The organism is Burkholderia sp. Z1, from assembly GCF_014893795.1.
In the GTDB taxonomy this organism is placed as follows: Bacteria; Pseudomonadota; Gammaproteobacteria; order Burkholderiales; family Burkholderiaceae; genus Burkholderia; species Burkholderia theae.
In genome coordinates, this window is the sequence record NZ_JACFYL010000001.1 from 476,453 (window position 1) to 502,175 (window position 25,723).

The following is a 25,723-nucleotide window of genomic DNA, read 5'->3' on the forward strand; positions in this document are numbered from 1 at the left end:
TCCTTTCCGTTTTCGCGCCGGCCCTGCTGCGGCAACTTCCCATGACTTACTGCGCGATCGATTTCGGCACGTCCAATTCCGCCGTGGCGCTGCCCGACGGCGACGGCATGCGCCTCGCGCCCGTCGAGGGCGACCACCTGACGCTGCCCACCGCGATCTTCTTCAACAATGACGAAGAGACGGTCGAATACGGCCGTGCGGCGCTGGCCTCCTATATCGACGGTTTCGACGGCCGGCTGATGCGTTCGATGAAGAGCATCCTCGGCTCGCCGCTCGCGGAAACGACGACCGATCTCGGCGACGGCAGCGCGATCGCGTACACCGAAATCATCGCGCGCTTCCTGACGCACCTGAAGCGCAAGGCCGAAGCCCGCGCAGGTGCGCCGATCGGCCGCGCGGTGCTCGGCCGGCCGGTGTTCTTCGTCGACGACGATCCGCGCGCCGACCGCCTCGCGCAGGATCAACTCGAGGCGGCCGCGCAATCGGTCGGCTTCGCGGACGTTCACTTCCAGTACGAACCGATCGCGGCCGCATTCGATTACGAATCGCGCCAGCAGGCCGAGCGCCTCGTGCTCGTCGCCGACATCGGCGGCGGCACGTCCGACTTCTCGCTGGTGCGCGTCGGGCCCGAACGGATGGCGCGGCTGGAGCGCAAGGACGACGTGCTGGCGCACCACGGCGTGCACGTCGCGGGCACCGATTACGACCGGCGTGTCGAGCTGGCGGCGATCCTGCCCGCGTTCGGCTACCGTTCGCTCGACCCGGAAGGGCGCGAACTGCCGAACAAGATCTATTTCGATCTCGCGACCTGGCACCTGATCAACACGGTCTACACGCCGAAGCGGGTCGGCGAGCTGAAGCTGATGAAGCACCTGTACCAGGATGCCCGACAGTACGACCGGCTCACGAGCGTGGTCGAGCAGCGGCTCGGGCATGCGCTGATGGCGCGCGCGGAAGAAGCGAAGATCGGTGTCGCGGCGGGCGGGGAGACGATGATCGACCTGAACGACGTGGAAGAGGACCTGCTGATCGCGTTCGATGCCGACCGCCTCGTCGATGCGAGCCACGACGACACCGCGCGCATCGTCGACGCCGCGCGCGAGACGGTGCGGCTTGCCGGCATCGCGCCGCGCGACGTCGGCGCGTTGTATTTCACCGGCGGCTCGACGGGCCTTGCGTTCCTGTCGGGCGCGCTCGCGGGCGCGTTTCCGGAGGCGCAACCGGTGTTTGGCGATCGTCTCGCGAGTGTCGCGACGGGGCTCGGCATTCACGCGCAGCGGCTATTCGGCTGAACATGGGCGGCGGTATTGCCGCCGTGCCGAATTAGCGCAGAAAAACAAAAAGCCCCGCCGAAGCGGGGCTTTTTTACACGAATTATCGCGCCAAGCTTAGACCGGACGGATGTTCGCAGCTTGCAGACCCTTCGGGCCCGTCTTCACTTCGAATTCAACCTTCTGGTTTTCTTGCAGCGTCTTGAAGCCTTCGACGCGGATTTCCGAGAAGTGCGCGAACAGATCGTCGCCGCCGCCTTCCGGGGTGATGAAGCCGAAGCCCTTTGCGTCATTGAACCACTTGACGGTACCGGTTGCCATGTTACTTGTTCCTAAAAAGATAAAACGGGGCCGAGGCCCATGGGGTGCGGAAAATCAAGGAAGGGGTAATAGGACCAACCGGAGTACCGTTGATGGGCGAACTACGAAAGAACCAATTCACTCGCCGCTTGAAATCCTGCGAAGTCCTTTATACGGCTAATCGATCGTATGGTCAACCGTAATTCCATGCTCTCAGGGTTATTGCGTAGATCAGGTTTACAAAGCTTGCAGGCGATGCGAATTTTTTGTAGGGGCCGAACGATTTTGGCGCCACGTTTCAGGTGCAACCGTTAAACTACGCGCCGCGTGGACGGGTTGCCCCGATCGGATGACTCGTCCCCCCAAGAATGCGTGCGCGGTGCTGTCCGAGCCGATCCCGGACCGCAGGCCGACCATGCTTTTTGAGACACAGGAGAGGATGTGAAGAGTTCTATTCAACGGAACATCGGCCCGTTTGCATTGATGCTGACGGGGCTGGGTTCGATTATCGGCTCGGGCTGGCTGTTCGGCGCCTGGAAGGCCGCGAAGATCGCCGGTCCGGCGGCGATCTGCGCCTGGATCATCGGCGCCGTCGTGATTCTCGCGATTGCACTGACGTATGCCGAACTGGGCGCGATGTTCCCCGAGTCGGGCGGCATGGTGCGTTATGCGCGCTACTCGCACGGTTCGCTGGTGGGCTTCATCAGTGCATGGGCGAACTGGATCGCGATCGTATCCGTGATCCCGATCGAGGCCGAAGCGTCGATCCAGTACATGAGCACGTGGCCGTATCCATGGGCGCACGCGCTGTTCGTGAACGGCGAGTTGACGACACCAGGCCTGTTGCTGTCGGCCGTGCTGGTCGTCATCTACTTCATGCTGAACTACTGGGGCGTGAAGGCCTTCGCGCGGGCAAACACCGCGATCACGATCTTCAAGTTCCTGATCCCCGGCCTCACGATCCTCGGCCTGATGCTGACGAGCTTCCACTCGGACAACCTCGGCACCGCATCCAATGCAAGCTTTGCGCCGTACGGCTGGTCGGCGGTGCTGACCGCGGTCGCGACGAGCGGCATCGTGTTCGCGTTCAACGGCTTCCAGAGCCCCGTGAACCTCGCGGGTGAAGCGCGCAATCCGTCGCGCAGCGTGCCGTTCGCGGTGATTACGTCGATCCTGATCGCACTCGTGATCTATGTGCTGCTGCAGGTCGCGTACATCGGCGCCGTGAATCCGACCGACATCGCGGCGGGCTGGTCGCACTTCAACTTCAAGTCGCCGTTCGCCGAACTGGCGATCGCGCTGAACCTGAACTGGCTCGCGATCATGCTGTATGTCGACGCGTTCGTCAGCCCGAGCGGCACCGGCACGACCTACATGGCGACGACGACGCGGATGATCTACGCGATGGAGCGCAACAACACGATGCCGAAGATGTTCGGCAACGTGCACCCGCTCTACGGCGTGCCGCGTCAGGCGATGTGGTTCAACCTGCTGGTCTCGTTCATCTTCCTGTTCTTCTTCCGCGGCTGGAGTTCGCTTGCGGCGGTGATTTCGGTCGCGACGGTGATTTCGTACCTGACCGGTCCGATCAGCCTGATGGCCCTGCGCCGTGCGGCGACCGACATCGAGCGGCCGCTGTCGATCCCGGGCATGAAGCTGATTGCACCGTTCGCGTTCGTCTGCGCGTCGCTGATCCTGTACTGGGCGAAGTGGCCGCTGACCGGCGAAATCATCCTGCTGATGATCGTCGCGCTGCCGGTGTACTTCTTCTTCCAGGCGAAGGCGGGCTGGACCGGTTGGGGTGAAGACCTGCGGGCCGCATGGTGGCTGGTCGCGTACCTGCCGACGATGGCCGTGCTGTCGCTGATCGGCAGCAAGGAATTCGGCGGTCACGGCGTCCTGCCGTACGGCTGGGACATGCTGATCGTCGCGGCAATCGCGCTGATGTTCTACTTCTGGGGCGCGAAATCCGGCTACCGGACCAAGTATCTCGACGAGCGCGAGTCGCACGACGAGATCCTCGAAGGGGTCGGTGCCTGACGCCTGATCTGTCGCCGGATTCGGCGGCGACGGAACGCGGCAAAAAAAGCCCGCCCGAGCAATGCTCGGGCGGGCTTTTTGTTTGCGGTCGCCGGTTGTCGCGTGACGCTCAGGCGGCCGCGCTGGCGAACACGTAATTCGTCATCGCGAGCACGCGCTGGTAGGTGCCGAGCGACTGGATGCCGAGCTGGTAGTCGTCGTCCGCCGCGCCGAGCGCCGTGAATACCGGCAGCAGATGCTCGTCGGTCGGGTGCATCAGCGCCGCATGCGGTGCCTGCCGGCGATAGTCGAGCAACGCGTCGACGTCGCGCGCGGCAAGCTTTGCCTCGAACCAGTCGGTGAATGCCTTGACGCGCGGGTCCGCATCCTCGGGCGCCGCGCCGAAATCGGCGGCGCGCAGGTTGTGCGTGATCTGGCCCGAGCCAATCACCATCACGCCTTCGTCGCGCAGCGGCCGCAGCGCGCGGCCGAGCGCGAAGTGGTGGGCCGCATCCGCACGCGGCTGGATCGACAACTGCGCGACGGGCACGTCGGCTTCCGGGAACATCAGCAGCATCGGCACCCACGCGCCGTGGTCAAGACCGTGCTCGGTCGTCGCGGTCGCGATGCCGGCCGCGTTCAGCAGCGCGGCCGCGCGCTCGGCGACGTCGGGCGCGCCCGGCGCCGGGTAGCGAATCTCGTACAGCGCGCGCGGAAAGCCGTAGAAGTCGTGGATCGTTTCCGGGTGCGCGGCGACGCTCGCGACCGGCTGCTGCGTGCCCCAGTGCGCTGACAGCATCAGTACCGCGCGCGGGCGTGGCAATTCGGCGCCGAGGTGCGTGAACGCACCGGACGGCAGCGACGGGTCGATCGGCAGCGTCGGGGCGCCGTGGGACAGGTAGAGCGAAGGCAAGCGGTTCATGGTGGTGGCCTGCAAAGGGATTTGCCTGTGACTATAGGCGCGCACCGCGTATTGATAAATCCACGCCGTGGAATTTGATTGACGCTTGTTTGTTGATAATCGGGGCGCTGCAACGCGCACCGAAGCGGGTAGGCGTCCGTAGGCGTTAATTCGAATGAATTGCCAGTGGAATAGGCGAAGATGCCCGAAAAACGAGGCTGCGGCAGGCCGCTTATTGCGCGTGCCGGATACCGGCCCACGGCGTGGTCAGCGGTGCGCTGAGCGCGAACAGATCGAGTACGCGCGTGACGGTCTGGTCGACGAGTTCCTCGATCGTCTTCGGCATCGCGTAGAACGCGGGCAACGGCGGAAAGACGATGCCGCCCATTTCGGTGACGGCGGTCATGTTGCGCAGATGCGCGAGGTTGAACGGCGTTTCGCGCACCATCAGCACGAGACGGCGGCGTTCCTTCAGCGTGACGTCGGCCGCGCGCGTGATCAGGTTGTCGGACAGCCCGTGCGCGACGCTCGCGAGCGTCTTCATCGAGCATGGCGCGATCACCATCCCGTCGGTCGCGAACGACCCCGATGCGATCGTCGCGCCGACGTCGCGCACCGAATGCACGACGTCCGCACGGCTTTCGACATCGGCCTTCGGCAGCTTCAGTTCGTGCTGGATGTTGAGCCAGCCGGCGTTCGAAATCAGCAGGTGCGTTTCGACGCCGCCAGCGGCGCGCAGCAGATCGAGCAGCCGCACGCCGTAGATCGCGCCGGTGGCGCCGGTGATCGCGACGATCAGCCGGCGTGGCGGCGCGCTGGGAGATGCCATCGAACGGGGAGCGTTACGCGGCGGCGAACAGTTGCTGCAGTTCGCCCGACTGGTACATCTCCATCATGATGTCCGAGCCGCCGACGAATTCGCCCTTCACGTAGAGTTGCGGGATGGTCGGCCAGTTCGAGAATTCCTTGATGCCCTGGCGGATTTCGTCGTCCTCGAGCACGTTGACCGTCTTGAACTGGTCGACGCCGCAGGCCTTCAGCACCTGCACTGCGCGGCCCGAGAAGCCGCACATCGGGAATTGCGCGTTGCCCTTCATGAAGAGCACGACCTGGTTTTCGTCGACGATTTGCTTGATACGTTGTTGGGTGTCCATGACTGACCTTGCGTGTTTGCGGGGCGTTAGATCGAAATGATAGCGGATTTCAACCGGGCGGGCCGGGCATCAGCCCGGCAGGCGGCCGCCGGTCGTGCGTTCGATCGCGGCCAGATCGGCGAGCGATTCGACCGCGACGAAGCCGTGTGAGACGAGCACCGCGCGTACGGCTTCGGCCTGGTCGTAACCGTGCTCGATCCAGAGCGTGCCGCCCGGTTTCAGATAGGTGCCGGCGCCCGCGACGATCGTGCGGATCGCGCTGAGGCCGTCGGCATCGTCGGTGAGCGCGCCGCGCGGCTCGAAACGCAGGTCGCCCTGCGCGAGGTGCGGATCGTGCTGCGCGATGTACGGCGGGTTGCTGACGATCGTGTCGAATGCGAGCGCCGGGTCGAGCGCCGCGTACCAGTCGCTCTGCAGCCAGTGCAGCGGGCCGCCCGGGCGGCCCGCGTCGAGCAGCTTGTCCGCGTTGCGTTGCGCGACCGCGAGCGCGGCCGGCGAACGGTCGAGCGCCCACACGCGTGCATCGGGACGCTCGGCGGCGATGGACACGGCGATCGCGCCGCTGCCGGTGCCGAGATCGAGCACGGCCGGTTGCGGCAGCCCGTCGATCGCATCGAGCGCGGCGTCGACGAGCAGTTCGGTTTCGGGGCGCGGGATCAGCACGTCGGGCGTCACGTCGAACGGCCGGCCGAAGAATTCGCGCATCCCGACGAGCTGCGCGACGGGCTCGCCGGCCACGCGGCGCGCTTCGAGTGCACGGTAGCGTTCGACCGCGGCCGCGTCGAGCGGCGTGTCGCCGCGCGTGATCAGCTGCGTGCGGGTCCAGCCGAGCGCGTGCGCGAGCAGCACGCGTGCATCGACCGCATCGAGCGGCGACGCGCGCAGCAGTTCGTCGGCGGTGGTGTCGGGCATCGCGGCCTCAGTCGGCTTCGCCGAGCGACGCGAGCAGTTCGGCCTGGTGCTCGGTGACGAGCACGCCGATCAGTTCGTCGAGATCGCCGTCCATGATCGCTTCGAGCCGGTACAGCGTCAGGTTGATCCGGTGGTCGGTCATCCGGCCCTGCGGGAAGTTGTACGTGCGAATCCGCTCCGAGCGGTCGCCGGAGCCGATCAGGCTCTTGCGCGTCGCGGCTTCCTTCGCGTGCTGCTCGTGATACTGCTTGTCCTTGATGCGCGCGGCGAGCACCTTCAGCGCGCGATCCTTGTTCTTGTGCTGCGAACGGTCGTCCTGGCATTCGACGACGATCCCGGTCGGGATGTGCGTGACGCGCACCGCCGAATCGGTCTTGTTGATGTGCTGACCGCCCGCGCCGGATGCGCGGAACGTGTCGATCCGCAGGTCGGCCGGGTTGATCTCGACCTCGCCGATTTCATCGGCTTCCGGCATCACGGCGACCGTGCAGGCGGACGTATGGATGCGCCCCTGCGTCTCGGTCGCCGGCACGCGCTGCACGCGATGGCCGCCCGATTCGAACTTCAGGCGCGAATACGCACCCTGGCCCGCGATCCGCACGATCACTTCCTTGTAGCCGCCGAGATCCGACGCGCTCTCCGACATCATTTCGACCTGCCAGCGCTGGCGTTCCGCGAAGCGCAGGTACATGCGCAGCAGGTCGCCCGCGAACAGCGCCGATTCGTCGCCGCCCGTGCCCGCGCGGATTTCGAGGAAGATGTTGCGATCGTCGTTCGGATCCTTCGGCAGCAGCATCTTCTGCAACTCGACCTCGAGGCGGGTCATGCTTTCGCGTGCGCTGCGGATCTCGTCCTCGGCGAAATCGCGCATCGACGGATCGGTGAGCAGCTCCTGCGCGGCCGTCTCGTCGTTGCGCGACTGGCGCCACAGTGCGTACTGCTCGACGACCGGACCGAGTTCCGCATGTTCGCGGGTCAGCTTGCGGTACTGGTCGAGATCGGCCGTGACGTTTTCGCGGCTCAGCAGGTCGTTCAGTTCGGCCAGCCGTGTAGACAGCTGGTCGAGCTTGCGTTGCATGCTCGTCTTCATGGTGTGGAGCGGCGCTCCCGGGCAAGGGGTATTCGGAAAGGATAGGCCGGCTCGCGGCCGGCGGCAGGGCGACTGGCCGGCGCTAGTGGCCGGATTGGTCGTTCGAGCGCGGTGCGTGCTGGTAGAAGCCGCGCATCAGGTCGATCAGCGAATCGCGATCGGCGCCGTTCACGCGGTTGAGCGCGCTCGTCGGGCCGTGGATCAGCTTGTTGGTCAGCGCCTGCGACAGCGCTTCGAGCACCGCGGCCGGATCGTCGCCGCGCGCGAGCAGCTTCTGCGCCTTGTCGACTTCGGCGCGGCGCAGCGCGTCGGCCTGCGTATGCATGTGACGGATCACCGGCACGACGCTGCGCGTGTCGAGCCATTGCATGAAATTCTGCACGCGCGTCTCGATGATCGACTCGGCCTGCGCGACCGCGGCCTGGCGCGATGCGTTGCCTTCGCGCACGATCGCGCCGAGATCGTCGACGGTGTAAAGGAATACGTCCTTCAGCTTGCCGACTTCGGGCTCGATGTCGCGCGGCACCGCCAGGTCGACCATGAAGATCGGCCGATGGCGGCGCGCCTTCACCGCGCGCTCGACCGCGCCGAGGCCGATGATCGGCAGCGTCGACGCCGTGCACGACACGATGATGTCGAATTCCTGAATGCGGGCCGGCAGATCCGCGAGCGGCATCGCGCGGCCGTTGAAGCGCTCGGCGAGGCGCTGGCCGCGTTCGGCCGTGCGGTTCGCGACGACGAGTTCGCGCGGGCCTTGCGCGGCGAAGTGCGTCGCGCACAGCTCGATCATTTCGCCGGCGCCGATGAACAGCACGCGTTGATCGGACACCTTTTCGAAGATCCGCTGCGCGAGGCGCACCGCGGCGGCGGCCATCGACACCGACTGCGTGCCGATCTCGGTCGTGCCGCGCACTTCCTTCGCCACCGCGAACGTGCGCTGGAACAACTGGTTCAGATAGGTGCCGAGCGCGCCGGCTTCCGTCGCGGTGCGGACCGCATCCTTCATCTGGCCCAGAATCTGGGTTTCGCCGAGCACCATCGAATCGAGGCCGGATGCGACGCGGAACGCGTGCCGGACCGCTTCCGACTGCGGCAGCGCGTAGACGTGCGGAGCGAGCTCGTCGACCGGAATCCGGTGATACTCCGACAGCCAGCGGATCGCGCCCTCGCGTGCCGCGCGATCATCGGTCGCGCAATACAGTTCGGTGCGGTTGCAGGTGGAGAGGATCGCCGCTTCGGGCGTATTGGGTGCCTGGGGGCCGAGAAACACGTTCTTGAACGTGACGAGAGCCGGCTTGATTTGCTCGAGCGGAAACGCCACGCGTTCGCGCAGGGCGACAGGCGCAGTGTGGTGATTGATTCCGATCGTGAGGAGTTGCATATCGAGGGCTATCGTTTAGCCCCATATTATAGCGTTTCAGCGATTTCCTCACTCGACGCATACCGGGCATCAGCGTGCCGGGGGCGAGAATTTGGGGGTTCGATCGGCACGCGATCGAGCTGATAACCGTAGCCGTAGAGCGGCAGCAGCCGGTAGCCGCGCTCCGGCAGCAACCGCAGCTTGCTGCGCAGCCGGGACGCGTGCGTATCGAGCGTGCGCGACTTCATGTCGCGGCGGCATGCCCACACCGTTTCGAGGATATGGGCGCGCGACACGGGCCGCGACAGGTTCGCGAACAGCAGTTGCGCGAAGCGGAACTCCTTGGGCGTGAGTGAAACGATTGCGTCGCCGAAGCGCACGAGGCCGTGCGTGGCGTCGAACGCGTATTCCCCATACATTTCGCGCGAGCGGGTCGGCGGCCGGCGCACGCCCGCGCGCCGGCTCAGCGCGTTGACGCGCGCGAGCAGCTCGGGCCCGCTCACGGGGCGCACGAGGCAATCGTCGGCGCCCGCGTGCAGGCACGATACGATTTCGCTTTCGCGCGGCAATTGCATCACGGCGATGGCCGGCAGCCCGGGCAGGATCGTCTGCGCGCGCGGAATGACTTCCTCGGCCGGCTGGTCGCCGGCCCAGTTGCCGGTGATCAGCATGTCGCAGGTGTCGGTGGCGAGCCATTCGAAGAACGCCGTACTGGACGAAAACGCGTGGCACACATGACCGCCCGCAAAGAGCAGGCGATTCAGGAGTGCGGCATGACGCGCCTCCGGATCGATCAGAGCGATTCGCATGAGAATTTCTTCATTACGGCAGCCGGTGCGCGCTTGCCATAACGTCGAGTCGGCCCCTACACTCGAATGTTGGCGGCACCCGGCTGGTCTCGGGTTCGATGGATGAATCGATGCTAGCCGCTGGCAACGTTCACGCCTATGGGACGAATCCGAATTTATCGAAGGCGTCGAATGAACTGGTTTGGAATCCTTGTCCTGGGAGCGGCCGTCGGGCTGTTCGGCCGATGGCTGCATCCGATGCGGCGCACGAGCCGGCCGGCATGGTGGATCGCGGTGCTCGTCGGCATCGCGGGCGCGGCCGCCGCCCGAATGGCCGGCAATCTCTCGGGACTGTTTTACGATGGCGAGACGCTCGAATGGCCGGTCTGCACCGGTGTCGCGTTCCTCGCCGTAGCCGCGACGGTCGCACTGTCGGCCCGTCGCTGAATGCTCTCAGGTGAAATCATGAATGCCCGTCTCCCCGAAGTCTCGTCGGTGCCGGCCCGCCTCGCGCTGCTGCGCGGCGCCATGGCCCGCGAGGGCCTGGCCGCCTATCTCGTGCCGTCCGCCGATCCCCACCTGTCCGAGTACCTGCCCGAACGCTGGCAGGCCCGCCGCTGGCTGTCCGGTTTCACGGGCTCGGTCGGCACGCTGGTCGTGACCGCGGATTTCGCGGGTTTGTGGGTCGACAGCCGCTACTGGGTGCAGGCCGACGCCGAGCTGGCCGGCACGGGCGTGCAGTTGATGAAGATGACGGGCGGGCAGCAGAGCGCGCCGCACGTCGACTGGCTCGCGCAGAACGTGGCGGTGGGCGCGACGGTGGGCGTTGACGGCGCCGTGCTCGGTGTCGCGGCCGCGCGCGGGTTGACGGCCGCGCTGAGCGCACGCGGCATCGCGCTGCGCACCGATCTCGACCTGCTCGACGCGATCTGGCCCGAGCGGCCGGGGTTGCCCGGCGATGCGGTGTTCGAGCATGCCGCGCCGCAGGCCGACACGACGCGCGCGAGCAAGCTGGCTGAAGTGCGCCGCGCGATGCGCGCGCAGGGCGCACAGTGGCATTTCGTGTCGACGCTCGACGATCTCGCATGGCTGTTCAACCTGCGCGGCGCCGACGTCAACTTCAATCCGGTGTTCGTTGCGCACGCAATGATCGGCGCCGATCGCGCGACGCTGTTCGTCGCCAGCGGCAAGGTGTCGCCGGCGCTGGCCGCGTCGCTCGCGCAGGACGGCGTCGACGTTCGTGCGTACGACGCCGCGCGCGCATCGCTCGCGGCCTTGCCCGACGGCGCGACGCTGCTGGTCGACCCGCGCCGCGTGACGTTCGGCACGCTCGAGGCCGTGCCGGCCGGCGTGAAGCTCATCGAGGCCGTGAATCCGTCGACGTTCGCGAAGTCGCGCAAGACGTCCACCGAGATCGAGCACGTGCGCGTGACGATGGAGCACGACGGCGCCGCGCTCGCGGAGTTCTTCGCGTGGTTCGAACAGGCGGTGAACCGCGAGACGATCACCGAGCTGACGATCGAGCAGAAACTCACGGCCGCGCGCGCCCGGCGCCCCGGTTACGTGTCGCCGAGCTTCGCGACGATCGCCGGGTTCAACGCGAACGGCGCGATGCCGCACTACCACGCGACGGCCGAGTCGCACGCGACGATCGCCGGCGACGGCCTGCTGCTGATCGATTCGGGCGGGCAGTACACGACGGGCACGACCGACATCACGCGCGTCGTGCCGGTCGGTACCGTCAGCGACCTGCAGCGGCGCGATTTCACGATCGTGCTGAAATCGATGATGGCGCTGTCGCGCGCACGCTTTCCGCGCGGCATCCGCTCGCCAATGCTCGACGCGATCGCGCGCGCGCCGATGTGGTCGGCCGGGCTCGACTACGGCCACGGCACCGGGCATGGCGTCGGTTACTTCCTGAACGTGCACGAGGGCCCGCAGGTCATCTCGCACTACGCGCCGGCCGAGCCGCACACGGCAATGGAAGAGGGCATGATCACGTCGATCGAGCCGGGCGTGTACCGCCCCGGCCAGTGGGGTATCCGGATCGAGAACCTGGTCGTGAATCGCGCGGCCGGGCAGACCGAGTTCGGCGATTTCCTTGCGTTCGAGACGCTGACGCTGTGCCCGATCGACACGCGCTGCGTGCTGATCGAGATGCTGCACGACGAAGAGCGCGCGTGGCTGAACACGTATCACGCGACGGTGCGCGAGCGCGTCGGCCGGCATCTGAGCGGCGATGCCAAGGCGTGGCTCGACGCGCGCACGCAGCCGATCTGACGCAACGCGCTTCAGCGGCCGGGCGGCGGCCGGACAACAACAGCGAGGGCAACACATGGCGGACACCGCAGTGATCGTGGTCGACATGCAGCGCGGGCTGGTGGAGCGGGCGCAGCCCGCTTACCGGCTCGACGACGTGGTGTCGGGCATCAACCGGTTGACGGCGGCGGCGCGCGCGGCGAACGCGCCCGTATGCTTCGTGCAGCACGACGGCGATGCGGACGACGACATCGTGCCCGGCACGTTGGGCTGGGAGCTGCATGCGGGGCTGGTCGTCGGGAGCGATGACTGGCGTGTGCGCAAGCAGGTGAGCGACTCGTTCCACGACACGCCGCTCGCGGCGCAGCTCGAGCGCCACGGCATCCGTTCGGTGCTGATCTGCGGTTATGCGACCGAGTTCTGCGTCGATTCGGCCGCGCGCCGTGCGGCGCTGCTCGGCTACCGGACGACGGTCGTGTCCGACCTGCACACGACGAACGAGCGTGCGCACCTGTCGGCCGCGCAGATCGTCGCGCACCACCACTTCATCTGGCAGAACAATTCGCTGTCGGGCAACGCGGTGACGCCGCGTCCGCTCGCGGACGTGCTGGCCACGGAGTTCGCATGACGATCAAGGCCGTGGTGTTCGATTTCGGCGGCGTGCTGATCGACTGGAGCCCCGAGTACCTTTACCGGGAACTGATTCCCGACGACGCCGAGCGCCGCTGGTTTCTCACGCACGTCTGCGCGATGGACTGGGTGATCCGCCAGGACGGCGGGCAGACGATCGAGGAAGGCACGGCCGAACTCGTCGCGAAGTTTCCCGGGCACGAGGCGCTGATCCGGGCGTTCTACGCGCGCTGGCACGAGATGATCGGCGGTGTGCTCGACGAAGGCGCCGCGCTCGTCGACCGGCTCGACGCGCAGGGGATGCCGCTGTTCGGGCTGACGAACTGGTCCGCGCAGACGTTTCCGTATGCGTGGGAAAACTTCCCGGTGCTGCGGCGTTTCAAGGACATCGTCGTGTCGGGCCGCGTGAAGCTCGTGAAACCCGATCCGGCGATCTACCGCGAGATGCACGCGCGGATCGACCCGCACCTGCCGGGTATCGCGCCGCACGAACTCGTGTTCATCGACGACAACGCGAAGAACGCGGCGGCCGCGACGGCGCTCGGCTGGCACGGCATTCACCACACGAGCGCGGCGGCGACCGAAGCGCGGCTGCGCGAACTGGGCGCGCTCGCCTAGGCGGAGGGCGAACGGCGGTCGAAAAAAAAAGCGGGCCACGGGCCCGCTTTTTCGTTTTGCCGATCCGGAAGCGGCCGCCTTCGGCGACCGGCCCCGCGTTGCCGCAGTGCCGGGCGCCCGGGCCGCGACGTTCAGCGGCTGATCGGCTTGTAGCGCAGACGCTTCGGCTTCGCGGCTTCCTCGCCGAGGCGAGCACGCTTGTCCGCTTCGTATTCCTGGTAGTTGCCGTCGAAGAACGTGACCTGCGAGTCGCCTTCGAACGCGAGGATGTGCGTCGCGATCCGGTCGAGGAACCAGCGATCGTGCGAGATCACCATCACCGAGCCCGCGAATTCGAGCAGTGCGTCTTCCAGCGCGCGCAGCGTTTCGACGTCGAGGTCGTTCGACGGTTCGTCCAGCAGCAGCACGTTGCCGCCCGAGATCAACGTCTTCGCGAGGTGCAGGCGGCCGCGTTCGCCGCCCGACAGGTTGCCGACGATCTTCTGCTGGTCGCCGCCCTTGAAGTTGAAGCGGCCGATGTACGCGCGCGACGGCGTTTCGTACTTGCCGACCGTCAGCACGTCGGCGCCGCCCGAGATTTCCTCGAACACCGTCTTCGAGCCGTCGAGCGCGTCGCGGCTCTGGTCGACATACGCGAGCTTCACCGTCGGGCCCATCACGACCTCGCCCGAATCCGGCTGTTCCTTGCCCGTCAGCATCCGGAACAGCGTCGACTTGCCGGCGCCGTTCGGACCGATGATGCCGACGATCGCGCCCGCCGGGATCTTGAGGTTCAGGTTGTCGATCAGCAGGCGGTCGCCGAACGCCTTGCTGACGTTCTTGAACTCGATCACTTCATTGCCCAGGCGGTCGCCGACCGGGATGAAGATTTCCTGCGTCTCGTTGCGCTTCTGGTATTCCTGGCTGTTCAGCTCCTCGAAGCGCGCGATACGCGCCTTCGACTTCGCCTGGCGGCCCTTCGGGTTCTGGCGCACCCACTCCAGTTCCTTCTTGATCGCCTTCTGGCGCGCCGACTCCGACGCTTCTTCCTGCTTCAGGCGTTCTTCCTTCTGGTCGAGCCAGCTGCTGTAGTTGCCCTTCCACGGAATGCCGTGGCCGCGGTCGAGTTCGAGAATCCACTCGGCCGCGTTGTCGAGGAAGTAGCGATCGTGCGTGACGGCAACGACGGTGCCCGGGAAGCGCACCAGGAACTGCTCGAGCCAGTCGACCGATTCGGCGTCGAGGTGGTTGGTCGGTTCGTCGAGCAGCAGCATGTCGGGCTTTTCGAGCAGCAGCTTGCACAGCGCGACGCGGCGCTTTTCGCCGCCCGACAGGTGCTCGATCTTCGCGTCCCACGGCGGCAGGCGCAGCGCGTCGGCGGCCACTTCGAGCTGCTGCTCGGGGCTGCCGCCGTCGCTCGACGCGAGAATCGCCTCGTACTTCGCCTGTTCGGCCGCGAGCGCGTCGAAATCGGCGTCCGGCTCGGCATAGGCCGCGTAGATTTCCTCGAGCTTCTTGTTGGCCTGGAACAGGTCGCCGAGACCGTCCTCGACGGCTTCGCGCACCGTCTTCGTCGGATCGAGCTGCGGTTCCTGCGGCAGGTAGCCGATGTTCAGGTTCGGCATCGGCGTCGCTTCGCCTTCGATGTCCTTGTCGACGCCCGCCATGATGCGGATCAGCGTCGACTTGCCCGAGCCGTTCAGGCCGAGCACGCCGATCTTCGCGCCGGGAAAGAACGACAGCGAGATGTCCTTCAGGATCTGGCGCTTGGGCGGCACGATCTTGCCGACCCGGTTCATCGTGAAAACGTATTGGGCCATTTGGGTGTGAAAGTCAGAAATGGTTGAGACTGCCGCGCAGCGCGCTGGCGTGGCGGCGTCGGGTGATTCGGTACGGAGCGTGCCGCGCGGGGCGCGGCGGCGTCGCCTGGTGTCGGCGGCGCGAGCGGCTATTGTACTTCGCCGCCGGCTGCCGCTGGCGCGGCGCAGGCATTCGGGCGTGCCGCGTTCACAGCCACGCGGCGACGCCGCCGTGCCCCGAGCACGTGCCGCGCCGATGGCGGCTGAAGCTGTATGTGTCGTCCCGGCAGCGCGCGCTCGCGCCTTCGGGCACGCGGCCCGATCTGGAATGCGCGGGCGCGTGCACGGTCTCGCCGTCGCGGTTGCGGTACGTGTCGTGACGGTCGAGATCGGCTTCGTTGCCGTAGCCGGGCGGTGCGCGGTATGCATGCGCCGGAACGGGCAGGGTGGCGCAGGCGACGAAGAGCGCGGTCGACAGGGTCGCGATGTGCGTCGCGCGGCGCAGCAGGGCAGGCATGGTCTCTCTCGGTCGGTATGTTGTTGTCGATGTCGGGCCGCCGGCCCGCGCCGCATGTTAGCCGATCGGTTCCGGATCGGCGCCGGCGCTGCGCAACGGAGCGACGTTACGCCGCGCCGGACATCGACGCCGCGCCGTCGGCCTGCGCGGCATCGAGAATCCAGCGGCGGAACGCGGCTACCTTCGGCCGCTCCGCGTGATGCGGCGGGTAGACGAGGTAGTACGCGAAATCGTCGAGCCATGCGACGTCGGCGAGCTGCACGAGCCGGCCGCTTGCCAGCTCGCCGCGCACCATTGCCGCCGGCAGCAGCCCGGCGCCCTGACCGGCGGCGATCGCCTGCAGCAGCAGGCCCGAGTCGTCGAACGCGGGGCCGCGCGGCGGGCCGAAATCGTCGATCCGCTGCGCGCCGAACCAGATGTGCCAGCCCTTGCGCTCCGCGTCGTGCAAGTGCGGCCAGCCGACGAGATCGGCCGGCGTCGCCGGCATGCCGAGCCGCGCGACGAGGTCGGGCGACGCAAGGGCCACGATCTCCACCGTCAGCAGGCGCTCGCTGCACAGCCCGATGTAGCGCCCGAGGCCGTGACGGATCGCGACGTCGACGCCGTCGCGCGAAAAATCCGCGAGCGCGTGGCTCGTGACGACCTGCAGGTCGACGTCCGGGCAAGCCTCCCGGAACTGCGCGAGGCGCGGCACGAGCCATGCGGACGCGAAGAATGGCGTGACGCTCACCGTCAGCACGCCGCTGTCGGCGGCGCCCGACACACGCTGCGACGCATCGGCGATCTGCCGGAACGCGTTGCGCACCGGCGGCAGGTAGTCGCGGCCGGCGGCCGTCAGCAGGATGCCGCGATTGACGCGCTCGAACAGCTGCACGCCGAGATACGTTTCGAGCGTGCGGATCATCTGGCTCACCGCGCCAGGCGTGACCGACAGCTCCTCGGCCGCCGATTTCACCGACAGGTGGCGGGCGGCTGCTTCGAAGGCGCGCAGCGCGTTGAGGGGCGGCAGGCGGGAACGATTCATTCAGTTTTTCTAAAGCGAAAGGCCGACGAAATATCGTTTGAGGCGATGCGTACGCGCGAGTACCGTTGTCGCGTCGGATCACATTGTTTGTGGCTGCCTGTCGGCGGCCGATGTGATCAACATAGTTCAACTATATCCATGAGGCAATCCGGACGCCGCTCGGCGGCCGGTGCGACCTGAGAGGAGCATCGTCATGAACCGCCCGGGCGCATCGCGCCTCTTTTATGGCTGGTACGTGGTCGCGGCTGCGTTTGCCGTCACGTTCGTCGGGTTTGGCAGCGCCTATACGTTCAGCGCGTTCGTCGAGTCGCTGCAGCGGGATTTCGCCGCATCGCGCGGACAGATCTCGCTCGTGTTCTCGCTCGCCGGCTTCCTGTATTTTGGTTTCGGCATTGTCAGCGGGCCGCTTGCCGATCGCTTCGGCTCGCGGCGCCTCGCCATCGCCGGGATGCTGCTGATGGGCGCCGGGCTCGCGGCCGCCGGCGCCGCGCACACGCTGGTGCAGGTTTATGTCGCGTACGGGCTGGGTGTCGGTCTCGGCGTCGGCTGCGCGTATGTGCCGGCCGTTGGCGCCGTGCAGCGCTGGTTCGTGCGCCGGCGCGGCTTTGCGTCGGGGCTCGCGGTCGCGGGGATTGGCGTCGGCACGCTCGTGATGCCGCCGCTCGCGTCCGCGCTGATCGCGCATGTCGGCTGGCGCGGCGCGTATTTCACGCTGGCCGTGATTGCGGTGGTCGTGGGGGCTGGCATGTCGCTGCTGATCGAGAACGATCCGCGCGGGCGTGGACTGTTGCCCGACGGCGATGTCGGTGGCGACGGCAGCCGGAATGCCGGTGCGGCGGCGGCCGCCGCGACCGTGCATGCCGGCGCGACGGTGCGCGAAGCCGTCACGTCGCGGCCGTTCGCGAGCCTCTACGCGGCATGCCTCGTGTGCTCGTTCGGCGTGTTCGTCCCGTTCGTTCACCTCGTGCCGTACGCGCTCGATCATGGCGTCGCGCCATCGACGGCCGTGCTGCTGCTCGGCGCGATCGGCGTCGGCAGCACGGCCGGCCGCTTCTTCCTCGGCGGCCTCGCCGACCGCTTCGGCCGCCGCGCATCGCTGCTCGCGATGTTCGCGGGCATGGCCGTCGCACTCGTCGCGTGGGCGGGCGCCGGCACCGTCGCGACGCTTGCCGCGTTCGCACTCGTGTTCGGCGTGTTCTACGGCGGCTGGGTCGCCGTGCTGCCGGCAGTCGTGATGGACTACTTCGGCGGGCGCAACGTGAGCGCGATCATCGGCATCCTGTATACGAGCGTCGCGTTCGGCACGCTGATCGGGCCGGCCGCCGCCGGCTTCATCTACGACGCGGGTGGCGGCTATCTCGTGCCGATCCTCGCGAGCGCCGTCGCGAATGCGATCGCATTCGCCATCGTCGCGACCACCGGACGGGTGCCGGCAGCTGCGCGTGCGGCCGGCGGATAGGCGCAACGGGCTGGGCGCGCCGGACGATTTCCGGTAGGGTGGCCGGACCGTCAACCATCGACGAACGGTCGGGGAGGCATCGTGACATTCGACGAAGTCCGGCAGATCGCGCTGGCGTGGCGCGGCGTCGAGGAGGGCACGTCGTACGGCACGCCCGCACTCAAGGTGAAGGGCAAGATGCTCGCGCGGCTGCGCGAGGACGGCGACACGCTCGTCGTGAAGGGCGTCGGCCCCGACGAGCGCGCGTGGCTGATCGAATCGGAGCCCGACGTGTATTACGTGACCGATCACTATGTGGGCTGGCCGATCGTGCTGGTACGCCTGTCGGCCGCGCATCCCGACGCCGTGAAAAACCTGCTTCTGCGAGAATGGCACGCGATCGTACCGGCCAAGTGGCGCGACGAAGCGGCGCGTGGCTCGAACTGAGCGTTCGGCACGCCACGCTGCCGAAATGCCATAGACGCGAGCGGCCTGACGGCTCGCAAGCCTGCGTCGCACCGGATCAAGCGTTGCATCGGTTCGCATCGATGCAACAAGTGGTTCCATCGAAATTCTTCAATTGGTTCTTAGTGAAGAACCGTTTGATGCTTACACTCCTTCGCTTCGAAGGCGGCTAACGAAAGCCGATGGAAAGGGCGCACGCGACGCGCCGGCACCCTGCGTGCCGCATCGCACCCGCAGCTTCGCAGACTGCGCGGCGCACCGACCCGAACGGCCCCGTCCGGCCTCATGCCCGCGTGCGATGCACGCGCGGCCGTAGCCGGACTCAAGAACGACAACTCCCCGCGCCGCCTTCATGCGACACCCGGTCGAACCGGAACCGTTTTTTGGAGAGAGACAGATGAGTGGAAGCAACACAGGCCTCGGCACGGGCCTGAAGCAGCGTCACGTGACGATGATGTCGATTGCCGGCGTCATCGGCGCGGGCTTGTTCGTCGGCTCCGGCCACGCGATCGCGGAAGCCGGTCCGGCGTCGATCCTCGCGTATGCGATCGCGGGCGTGCTGGTCGTCCTGGTGATGCGCATGCTCGGCGAGATGGCCGTCGCGCATCCCGACAGCGGGTCGTTCTCGACCTATGCCGATCGCGCGATCGGCCACTGGGCCGGCTTCACGATCGGCTGGCTGTACTGGTGGTTCTGGGTACTCGTGATCCCGATCGAGGCGACGGCCGCCGCAACCATCCTCAATGCCTGGTTCCCGGGCATCGCGACCTGGATCTTCGCGCTCGGCATCACGCTGCTGCTTACCATCACCAACCTCTTTTCCGTCAAGAACTACGGCGAATTCGAATTCTGGTTCGCGCTGATCAAGGTCGTCGCGATCGTCGTGTTCCTGTGCATCGGCGGCGCGGCGATCGTCGGCATCGTGCCGGCGCCGGCCGTATCGGGCGTGTCGAACCTGTTCGCGCATCAAGGCTTCATGCCGAACGGCGCCGGTGCGGTGCTGGCAGCGATGCTGACGACGATGTTCTCGTTCCTCGGCACCGAGATCGTGACGATCGCGGCCGCCGAATCGGACAACCCGCAACGCCAGATCGTGCGTGCGACCAACTCGGTGATCTGGCGCATTACGCTGTTCTATCTCGGCTCGATTCTGGTCGTCGCGGCCATCGTGCCGTGGAACGATCCGCTGCTGCCGACGCACGGCTCGTATCAGCGCGCGATGGAGCTGATCGGCGTCCCGAACGCGAAGGCGATCATCGACGTGATCGTGCTCGTGTCGGTCGCGAGCTGCCTGAATTCGGCGCTGTACACGGCGTCGCGCATGCTGTTCTCACTGTCGAAGCGCAACGACGCGCCTGCGTTCCTGCATCGCACCGATTCGACCGGCACGCCGCGTGCGGCCGTGCTCGCGTCGACGGCCTTCGGCTTCGTGACCGTGATCGCGAACTACCTGATGCCGGAGCACGTGTTCGGCTTCCTGCTCGCGACGTCGGGCGCGATCGCGCTGCTCGTGTACCTCGTGATCGCGATCTCGCAGCTGCGGATGCGCAAGACGCTCGAATCGAGCGGCGCCGACCTGACGCTGCGGATGTGGATGTTCCCGTGGCTCACGTGGGCCGTGATCCTGTTCATCTGCGGCACGCTGACCGTGATGTTCGTCAGCGAGGATCACCGGATGGAAGTCGGTGCGACGGTCGTGCTGGCGTTGCTTGTGCTGCTTGCGTCGTGGCTGAACAAGCGAGGTCGCGATGCGCAGGCGAATGCGGGGCGGCGGGTGTCGGCGACGTGATGCAATGAAGTGACGGTACGGCGGGGAGGACCCGCCATGAAAAATGGCCCGATCGGCGTTTGCCGGTCGGGCCATTTGTCTTTCGTGCCTGGGCACGCGTTGCGCGATGCCATGCCTGTCGCACGGCATCGGCTGATGCAGGTGTCAGACGTTGAACAGGAAGTTCATCACGTCGCCGTCGTGCACGACGTATTCCTTCCCTTCCGCGCGCATCTTGCCGGCTTCCTTCGCGCCTTGCTCGCCCTTGTACGTGACGTAGTCGTCGAACGCGATCGTCTGCGCACGGATGAAGCCGCGCTCGAAGTCGGTGTGGATCACGCCGGCCGCCTGCGGGGCCGTATCGCCGATATGGATCGTCCACGCGCGCACTTCCTTCACGCCCGCGGTGAAGTAGGTCTGCAGGCCGAGCAGCTTGAAGCCCGCGCGGATCACGCGGTCGAGGCCCGGCTCTTCCATGCCCATGTCGGCGAGGAACGCTTCCTTGTCCGCGTCGTCGAGATCGGCGATTTCCGCTTCGATCGCCGCGCACACGGCGACCACCGGCGCGTTTTCGCTTTCCGCGTACTTGCGCACCACGTCGAGGTGCGGATTGTTCTCGAAGCCGTCGTCCTTCACATTGGCGACGTACATCGCCGGCTTCGCGGTGATCAGGCAGAACGGCTTGATCAGCGCCTCTTCGTCGTCCGACAGCGCGAGGCCGCGCACGGCCTTGCCCTGGTCGAGTTGCGCGCGCACCTTGTCGAGCACCGCGACGAGCTTGCCCGCTTCCTTGTCGTTACCCGACTTCGCGGCCTTCGAATAGCGCGCGAGCGCCTTTTCGACGGTGCTCAGGTCGGCGAGCGCGAGTTCGGTGTTGATCACTTCGATATCGTCGATCGGGCTGACCTTGCCGGCGACGTGAATGACGTTCTCGTCTTCGAAGCAGCGCACGACGTGCGTGATCGCGTCGGTTTCGCGGATGTTCGCGAGGAACTGGTTGCCGAGGCCTTCACCCTTGCTCGCGCCCGCGACGAGGCCGGCGATGTCGACGAATTCGACGACGGCCGGCACGACACGCTCCGGCTTGACGATCTCGGAGAGCGCGTTCAGGCGCGTATCGGGCACTTCGACGATGCCGACGTTCGGCTCGATCGTGCAGAACGGGTAGTTCTCGGCGGCGATGCCGGCCTTGGTCAGCGCATTGAACAGGGTGGACTTGCCGACGTTGGGCAAGCCGACGATGCCGCATTTGAGGCTCATGGAATCCTTCGGACGGGTAAAGCGGCGCGGCCGGACAGGGCACGGCGGCGCGGGAAAAAAGGGCGGCCGGCGCTTGGGGCGCGGCGGGCCGACGGGCAAAGACGCTATTGTACCGTGCCGACGCCCCGGATTCCGGGCTTGCGCCGAACGGCAGATGCGGCGGGCCGACGCGCCGCCGCATCCACCCGCGATTCTGCTGATTTCCCGCAAAGTCCGGCCGCGTAAGGGTTTGGCCCCACGGCTATAATGCCCGCCATGACTGCCCACCACACCTTCGATGTCGCCGTGGTCGGCGGCGGGCTCGTCGGCAAGACGGCCGCGCTCGCGCTGACCCAGTCCGGCTACAAGACTGCCTTGCTCGCCCAGCCGGCCACGCCGCGCCCGGCCGATCTCGCGTTCGATACGCGCGTCTACGCGCTGTCGTCCAGCTCGCAGGCCTTGCTCGAGCGGCTGCGGGTCTGGCAGGCGCTCGACCACAGCCGGCTCGCGCCCGTCTACGACATGCGCGTGTACGGCGATGCGCACGCGGAACTGCATTTCTCCGCGTACCAGGCCTCCGTGCCGCAACTCGCGTGGATCGCCGAATCGTCGCTGGTCGAGACGTCGCTGGATGCCGCGCTGCGGTTCCAGCCGAACCTCACGTGGTTCGATGCGCGCGCACAGGGCTTCGACGTGCGCGACGATGCGGCCGTGCTCACGCTGTCGTCGGGGCAGGTGCTGGAAGCGGATCTCATCGTCGGCGCCGACGGCGCGCATTCGTGGGTCCGTTCGCAAATGGGGGCCAAAGTCGAGCGGCGCGACTACCGGCAGACGGGTGTCGTCGCGAACTTCAAGGCGTCGCTGCCGCACCGCGAAACGGCTTACCAGTGGTTCCACGAAGGCGAGATCGTCGCGCTGCTGCCGCTGCCGGACGGTCACGTGTCGGTCGTCTGGTCAGCGCACACCGCGCATGCGGACAAACTGCTCGCACTCGATCCGGCGCAGCTCGCGGCGGAGGTCGAGCGCGTGTCGCACGGCCAGGTCGGCACGCTCGAATGCGTGACGCCGGCCGCCGGCTTCCCGCTGGCGCTGCAGACGGTCGACAAGCTGATTGCGTCGCGCGTCGCACTCGTCGGCGATGCCGCGCACTTGATCCACCCGCTCGCGGGGCAGGGGATGAACCTCGGGCTGCGCGACGTCGCGGCGCTCGCCGACGCGATCGCGGGCAAGGAAAGTTTCCGCAACCTCGGCGATACGGTGCTGCTGCGCCGCTACGAGCGTTCGCGGCGCGAGGACATCCGCGCGCTGATGGTCGCGACCGACGGCCTGCAGCGGCTGTTCGCGGTGCCGGGCCCGCTCGCGAAGGCCATACGCAATGCGGGCATGGCATTCGTCGGCGCGCAGCCGCTCGTGAAGCGCTGGCTCGTGTCCTCCGCGCTCGGTTGAGCGAACCTTCGGCCGTATCGGCGGTCGGACTCGGTTCCGTTACGGCGTACACTGTGCCGTGCACTCCGATTGAGCTGAAGGAAGATTTCGATGAAAAAAACGATCCGCATCGCGTCGCTGGCGCTGGCCGTCACGATGGCGACGCTGGGCTGCACCGCGCAGGCCGACCAAACCACCGACAAGCTGAAAGCGACGCTGCAGGCCCGTCTCGGCAACGACGCGCCGATCAAGAGCGTGTCGAAATCGCCGGTCGCGGGCCTTTACGAGGTAAACCTCGGCTCGCAGATCATCTATAGCGACGCGGCGGGCGACTACGTGTTGCTCGGCGATCTCGTCGACACCAAGACGCACAAGAACCTGACCGACGCCCGTCTGTCCGAAATCAACAAGATCGACTTCGCGAGCCTGCCGTTCGCGAATGCGATCAAGGTCGTCAAGGGCAACGGCGCACGCAAGATCGCGGTGTTCTCCGATCCGAACTGCCCGTACTGCAAGAAGCTCGAGACGACGCTGCAGTCGATCGACAACGTCACCGTCTACACGTTCCTGTACCCGGTGCTGTCGCCGGATTCGACCGTGAAGTCGAAGGCGATCTGGTGCGCGACCGATCGCGCGAAGACGTGGCAGAGCTGGATGCTCGACCATCACGCGCCGTCCGGTGCCGGCACCTGCGATACCAGCGCGCTCGACAAGAACCTCGCGCTTGGCCGCGGGATGAACGTCACGGGCACGCCGACGATCTTCCTGCCGGACGGTCGCCGTCTGCCGGGCGCGGTATCGGCCGACCAGCTCAACCAGGCGCTCGCCTCGAGCAAGTAACCGACCGACACGCCGGGCCGCATGGCCCGGCCAGCGAGGGGCGCCCGCGTTATCTGCCGGCGCCTCTCTTCGTTTTCGCCGCCGTATTCGACCGATTGCCACGATGACCCAGCCGATCCGCTATTCGATTGTCCCGAAAGATCTTGCCGCGCACCTGTTCGAGGTGACGGTGACGGTCGCCGATCCCGATCCCGAAGGCCAGCGCTTCTCGCTGCCGGTGTGGATTCCGGGCAGCTATCTCGTGCGCGAGTTCGCGCGCAACATCGTGACGCTCGGCGCGTTCAACGACGCGGGCCGCAAGGTGCGGATCGCGAAAACCGACAAGCACACGTGGCAGGCCGCGCCCGTGAACGGCGCGCTGACGCTGCGCTACGACGTGTATGCGTGGGACCTGTCGGTGCGCTCCGCGTATCTCGACGAATCGGGCGGTTTCTTCAACGCGACGGCCGTGTTCCTGAGCGTCGCCGGCCGCGAGGATGCGCCGTGCGAAGTCGACATCGCGAAACCGGCCGGCGCGGCGTTCCGCACGTGGCGCGTCGGCACCGCGCTGCCCGAGGCGCGCGGCACGAAACGCTACGGCTTCGGCGCGTATCGCGCGTCGAACTACGACGAGCTCTCCGACCATCCGGTGACGATCGGCGAATTCGCGCTCGCGACGTTCGACGCGCACGGCGTGCCGCACGACATCGTGGTCGCGGGGCGCGTGACGCAGCTCGACCTGGAGCGGCTGCGTACCGACCTGAAGCGCGTGTGCGAAGCGCAGATCGCGCTGTTCGAGCCGAAATCGAAGAAGGCGCCGATGGACCGCTACGTGTTCATGACGCTCGCGGTCAGCGACGGCTACGGCGGCCTCGAGCATCGCGCGTCGACCGCACTGATCTGCAACCGGACCGACCTGCCGGTGAAGGGGCGGCCCGAAACGACGGAAGGTTATCGCACGTACCTCGGCCTCTGCAGCCACGAGTACTTCCACACGTGGAACGTGAAGCGCATCAAGCCGGCGGCGTTCGTGCCGTACGACCTGACGCGCGAGAGCTACACGTCACTGCTGTGGCTGTTCGAAGGCTTCACGTCGTATTACGACGACCTGATGCTGGTGCGCAGCGGGCTGATGTCGCAGGATGAATATTTCGCGGCGCTCGGCCGCACGGTCGGCGGCGTGCTGCGCGGCACGGGCCGGCTCAAGCAGAGCGTCGCGGAAAGCTCGTTCGACGCGTGGATCAAGTACTACCGCCAGGACGAGAACGCGACCAACGCGATCGTCAGCTACTACACGAAGGGTTCGCTCGTCGCGCTCGCATTCGACCTCGCGATCCGTGCGCAGACGCGCAACCGGAAGTCGCTCGACGACGTGATGCGTTTGCTGTGGCAACGCTACGGCCGCGATTTCTACCGCGGCAAGCAGGCGGGCGTCGAGGAAAACGAAGTCGAGGCGCTGATCGAAGAGGCGACGGGTGTCGCGCTCGGCCGCCTGTTCGCCGACGCGGTGCACGGTACGCGCGACCTGCCGCTCGCCGAGTTGCTCGCGCCGTTCGGCGTGACGCTTGTGCCCGATGTCGCGATCGGCGCGACCGCGAAACCGACGATCGGCGCGCGCCTGCGCGGTGGCGCGGACTGCACGTTCGCGGCCGTGTACGAAGGCGGCGCCGCGCATCGCGCGGGGCTGTCGGCCGGCGACACGCTGGTCGCGGTCGACGGGCTGCGCGTCACGGGCACGAACCTCGACGCGCTGCTCGCGCGCTACCGGCCGGGCGACAAGGTCGAGATTCACGCATTTCGCCGCGACGAGCTGCGCACCGCAAAGCTGAAGCTCGACGGTCCGGAAGTGACGCGTTACCGGCTGACGGCCGCCGCCAAGCCTGCGGCATCGCTCAAGGCCCGCGAAGCCTGGCTGAAGGGCTGACGACGCGAAGGTGGGAATCGGGGC

Annotated in this window: 24 protein-coding genes; 12 read left to right on the top strand and 12 right to left on the bottom strand. The window is 66.9% G+C overall.

Features of this window, described 5'->3' with window-relative positions:
* The first annotated feature begins 41 nt into the window (after nt 1-41).
* On the top strand, nt 42-1,292 hold the full coding sequence (locus H3H55_RS02225; protein WP_048251010.1) for an Hsp70 family protein: 1,251 nt from the start codon (nt 42-44) through the stop codon (nt 1,290-1,292).
* A gap of 96 nt (nt 1,293-1,388) precedes the next feature.
* Here the strand turns inward: H3H55_RS02225 and H3H55_RS02230 are convergent, their stop codons facing one another.
* Nucleotides 1,389-1,592 (bottom strand): cold-shock protein, encoded by a 204-nt coding sequence (locus tag H3H55_RS02230; protein ID WP_006477070.1) that lies wholly within the window; start codon nt 1,590-1,592, stop codon nt 1,389-1,391.
* A 420-nt stretch (nt 1,593-2,012) separates the two neighbouring features.
* Here H3H55_RS02230 and H3H55_RS02235 point away from each other — a divergent pair, with 420 nt between their 5' ends.
* Nucleotides 2,013-3,611, top strand: a complete 1,599-nt coding sequence (locus tag H3H55_RS02235) for an APC family permease (protein ID WP_193097548.1) — start codon at nt 2,013-2,015, stop codon at nt 3,609-3,611.
* Nucleotides 3,612-3,720: 109 nt separating this feature from the next.
* Here the strand turns inward: H3H55_RS02235 and H3H55_RS02240 are convergent, their stop codons facing one another.
* The 7 genes from H3H55_RS02240 to H3H55_RS02270 form a co-directional block, all read right to left on the bottom strand.
* Nucleotides 3,721-4,512 carry a DODA-type extradiol aromatic ring-opening family dioxygenase gene (locus tag H3H55_RS02240; RefSeq protein WP_193097549.1) on the bottom strand — a complete coding sequence of 264 codons (792 nt, stop codon included), beginning with the start codon at nt 4,510-4,512 and terminating at the stop codon, nt 3,721-3,723.
* Between the two features lie 211 nt (nt 4,513-4,723).
* A complete protein-coding gene (locus tag H3H55_RS02245; RefSeq protein WP_034183704.1) occupies nt 4,724-5,320 on the bottom strand; it encodes a UbiX family flavin prenyltransferase in 597 nt (198 codons plus the stop codon).
* 13 nt (nt 5,321-5,333) lie between these two features.
* Nucleotides 5,334-5,645 carry a Grx4 family monothiol glutaredoxin gene (grxD, locus tag H3H55_RS02250; RefSeq protein ID WP_006753626.1) on the bottom strand — a complete coding sequence of 104 codons (312 nt, stop codon included), beginning with the start codon at nt 5,643-5,645 and terminating at the stop codon, nt 5,334-5,336.
* A gap of 69 nt (nt 5,646-5,714) precedes the next feature.
* Nucleotides 5,715-6,557: a peptide chain release factor N(5)-glutamine methyltransferase gene (gene prmC / locus H3H55_RS02255; RefSeq protein ID WP_193097550.1), complete on the bottom strand. Its 843-nt coding sequence runs from the start codon at nt 6,555-6,557 to the stop codon at nt 5,715-5,717.
* A 7-nt stretch (nt 6,558-6,564) separates the two neighbouring features.
* On the bottom strand, nt 6,565-7,647 hold the full coding sequence (prfA, locus tag H3H55_RS02260) for a peptide chain release factor 1 (RefSeq protein WP_129513602.1): 1,083 nt from the start codon (nt 7,645-7,647) through the stop codon (nt 6,565-6,567).
* 82 nt (nt 7,648-7,729) lie between these two features.
* The gene (gene hemA / locus H3H55_RS02265; protein ID WP_048251004.1) at nt 7,730-9,028 is read right to left on the bottom strand and encodes a glutamyl-tRNA reductase; all 1,299 of its coding nucleotides are present in this window, start codon (nt 9,026-9,028) and stop codon (nt 7,730-7,732) included.
* 26 nt (nt 9,029-9,054) lie between these two features.
* Complete coding sequence (locus H3H55_RS02270) at nt 9,055-9,816, bottom strand: response regulator transcription factor (RefSeq protein ID WP_193097551.1); 762 nt, start codon at nt 9,814-9,816, stop codon at nt 9,055-9,057.
* A 171-nt stretch (nt 9,817-9,987) separates the two neighbouring features.
* Here H3H55_RS02270 and H3H55_RS02275 point away from each other — a divergent pair, with 171 nt between their 5' ends.
* Genes H3H55_RS02275 through H3H55_RS02290 form a run of 4 tightly spaced genes read left to right on the top strand, consistent with a single transcriptional unit; the run spans nt 9,988 to nt 13,302 of the window.
* The gene (locus tag H3H55_RS02275; RefSeq protein ID WP_193097552.1) at nt 9,988-10,242 is read left to right on the top strand and encodes a hypothetical protein; all 255 of its coding nucleotides are present in this window, start codon (nt 9,988-9,990) and stop codon (nt 10,240-10,242) included.
* 18 nt (nt 10,243-10,260) lie between these two features.
* On the top strand, nt 10,261-12,075 hold the full coding sequence (locus H3H55_RS02280; protein ID WP_193097553.1) for an aminopeptidase P family protein: 1,815 nt from the start codon (nt 10,261-10,263) through the stop codon (nt 12,073-12,075).
* A gap of 55 nt (nt 12,076-12,130) precedes the next feature.
* Nucleotides 12,131-12,682: a cysteine hydrolase family protein gene (locus tag H3H55_RS02285; protein WP_193097554.1), complete on the top strand. Its 552-nt coding sequence runs from the start codon at nt 12,131-12,133 to the stop codon at nt 12,680-12,682.
* The gene (locus H3H55_RS02290; RefSeq protein WP_129513605.1) at nt 12,679-13,302 is read left to right on the top strand and encodes an HAD family hydrolase; all 624 of its coding nucleotides are present in this window, start codon (nt 12,679-12,681) and stop codon (nt 13,300-13,302) included. Before H3H55_RS02285 ends, H3H55_RS02290 begins: the two co-directional genes overlap by 4 nt.
* Nucleotides 13,303-13,433: 131 nt before the next feature.
* Here the strand turns inward: H3H55_RS02290 and ettA are convergent, their stop codons facing one another.
* From ettA to gcvA, 3 genes are all read right to left on the bottom strand, one after another.
* A complete protein-coding gene (gene ettA / locus H3H55_RS02295; RefSeq protein ID WP_048249762.1) occupies nt 13,434-15,101 on the bottom strand; it encodes an energy-dependent translational throttle protein EttA in 1,668 nt (555 codons plus the stop codon).
* A gap of 187 nt (nt 15,102-15,288) precedes the next feature.
* Nucleotides 15,289-15,597 carry a DUF3761 domain-containing protein gene (locus tag H3H55_RS02300; RefSeq protein ID WP_193097555.1) on the bottom strand — a complete coding sequence of 103 codons (309 nt, stop codon included), beginning with the start codon at nt 15,595-15,597 and terminating at the stop codon, nt 15,289-15,291.
* Between the two features lie 106 nt (nt 15,598-15,703).
* A complete protein-coding gene (gcvA, locus tag H3H55_RS02305; RefSeq protein WP_193097556.1) occupies nt 15,704-16,621 on the bottom strand; it encodes a transcriptional regulator GcvA in 918 nt (305 codons plus the stop codon).
* 193 nt (nt 16,622-16,814) lie between these two features.
* On the opposite strand from gcvA, the gene H3H55_RS02310 reads away from it, so the two are divergent.
* The 3 genes from H3H55_RS02310 (at nt 16,815) to gabP (ending at nt 20,313) form a co-directional block, all read left to right on the top strand.
* On the top strand, nt 16,815-18,080 hold the full coding sequence (locus H3H55_RS02310) for an MFS transporter (protein WP_193097557.1): 1,266 nt from the start codon (nt 16,815-16,817) through the stop codon (nt 18,078-18,080).
* 81 nt (nt 18,081-18,161) lie between these two features.
* On the top strand, nt 18,162-18,506 hold the full coding sequence (locus H3H55_RS02315) for an MmcQ/YjbR family DNA-binding protein (RefSeq protein WP_193097558.1): 345 nt from the start codon (nt 18,162-18,164) through the stop codon (nt 18,504-18,506).
* A gap of 415 nt (nt 18,507-18,921) precedes the next feature.
* On the top strand, nt 18,922-20,313 hold the full coding sequence (gene gabP / locus H3H55_RS02320; RefSeq protein WP_129513610.1) for a GABA permease: 1,392 nt from the start codon (nt 18,922-18,924) through the stop codon (nt 20,311-20,313).
* 144 nt (nt 20,314-20,457) lie between these two features.
* Here gabP and ychF read toward each other — a convergent pair whose 3' ends face one another.
* Nucleotides 20,458-21,552 (bottom strand): redox-regulated ATPase YchF, encoded by a 1,095-nt coding sequence (ychF, locus tag H3H55_RS02325; protein ID WP_193097559.1) that lies wholly within the window; start codon nt 21,550-21,552, stop codon nt 20,458-20,460.
* A 246-nt stretch (nt 21,553-21,798) separates the two neighbouring features.
* Here ychF and H3H55_RS02330 point away from each other — a divergent pair, with 246 nt between their 5' ends.
* The 3 genes from H3H55_RS02330 to H3H55_RS02340 all read left to right on the top strand — a co-directional run bounded on the left by H3H55_RS02330 (nt 21,799) and on the right by H3H55_RS02340 (nt 25,699).
* Nucleotides 21,799-22,977 carry a UbiH/UbiF family hydroxylase gene (locus H3H55_RS02330; protein WP_193097560.1) on the top strand — a complete coding sequence of 393 codons (1,179 nt, stop codon included), beginning with the start codon at nt 21,799-21,801 and terminating at the stop codon, nt 22,975-22,977.
* A gap of 90 nt (nt 22,978-23,067) precedes the next feature.
* Nucleotides 23,068-23,796, top strand: coding sequence for a DsbC family protein (locus H3H55_RS02335; RefSeq protein WP_129513613.1), 729 nt, complete (start codon nt 23,068-23,070; stop codon nt 23,794-23,796).
* Between the two features lie 103 nt (nt 23,797-23,899).
* Complete coding sequence (locus tag H3H55_RS02340) at nt 23,900-25,699, top strand: M61 family metallopeptidase (protein WP_193097561.1); 1,800 nt, start codon at nt 23,900-23,902, stop codon at nt 25,697-25,699.
* The last annotated feature ends 24 nt before the right edge of the window (nt 25,700-25,723 follow it).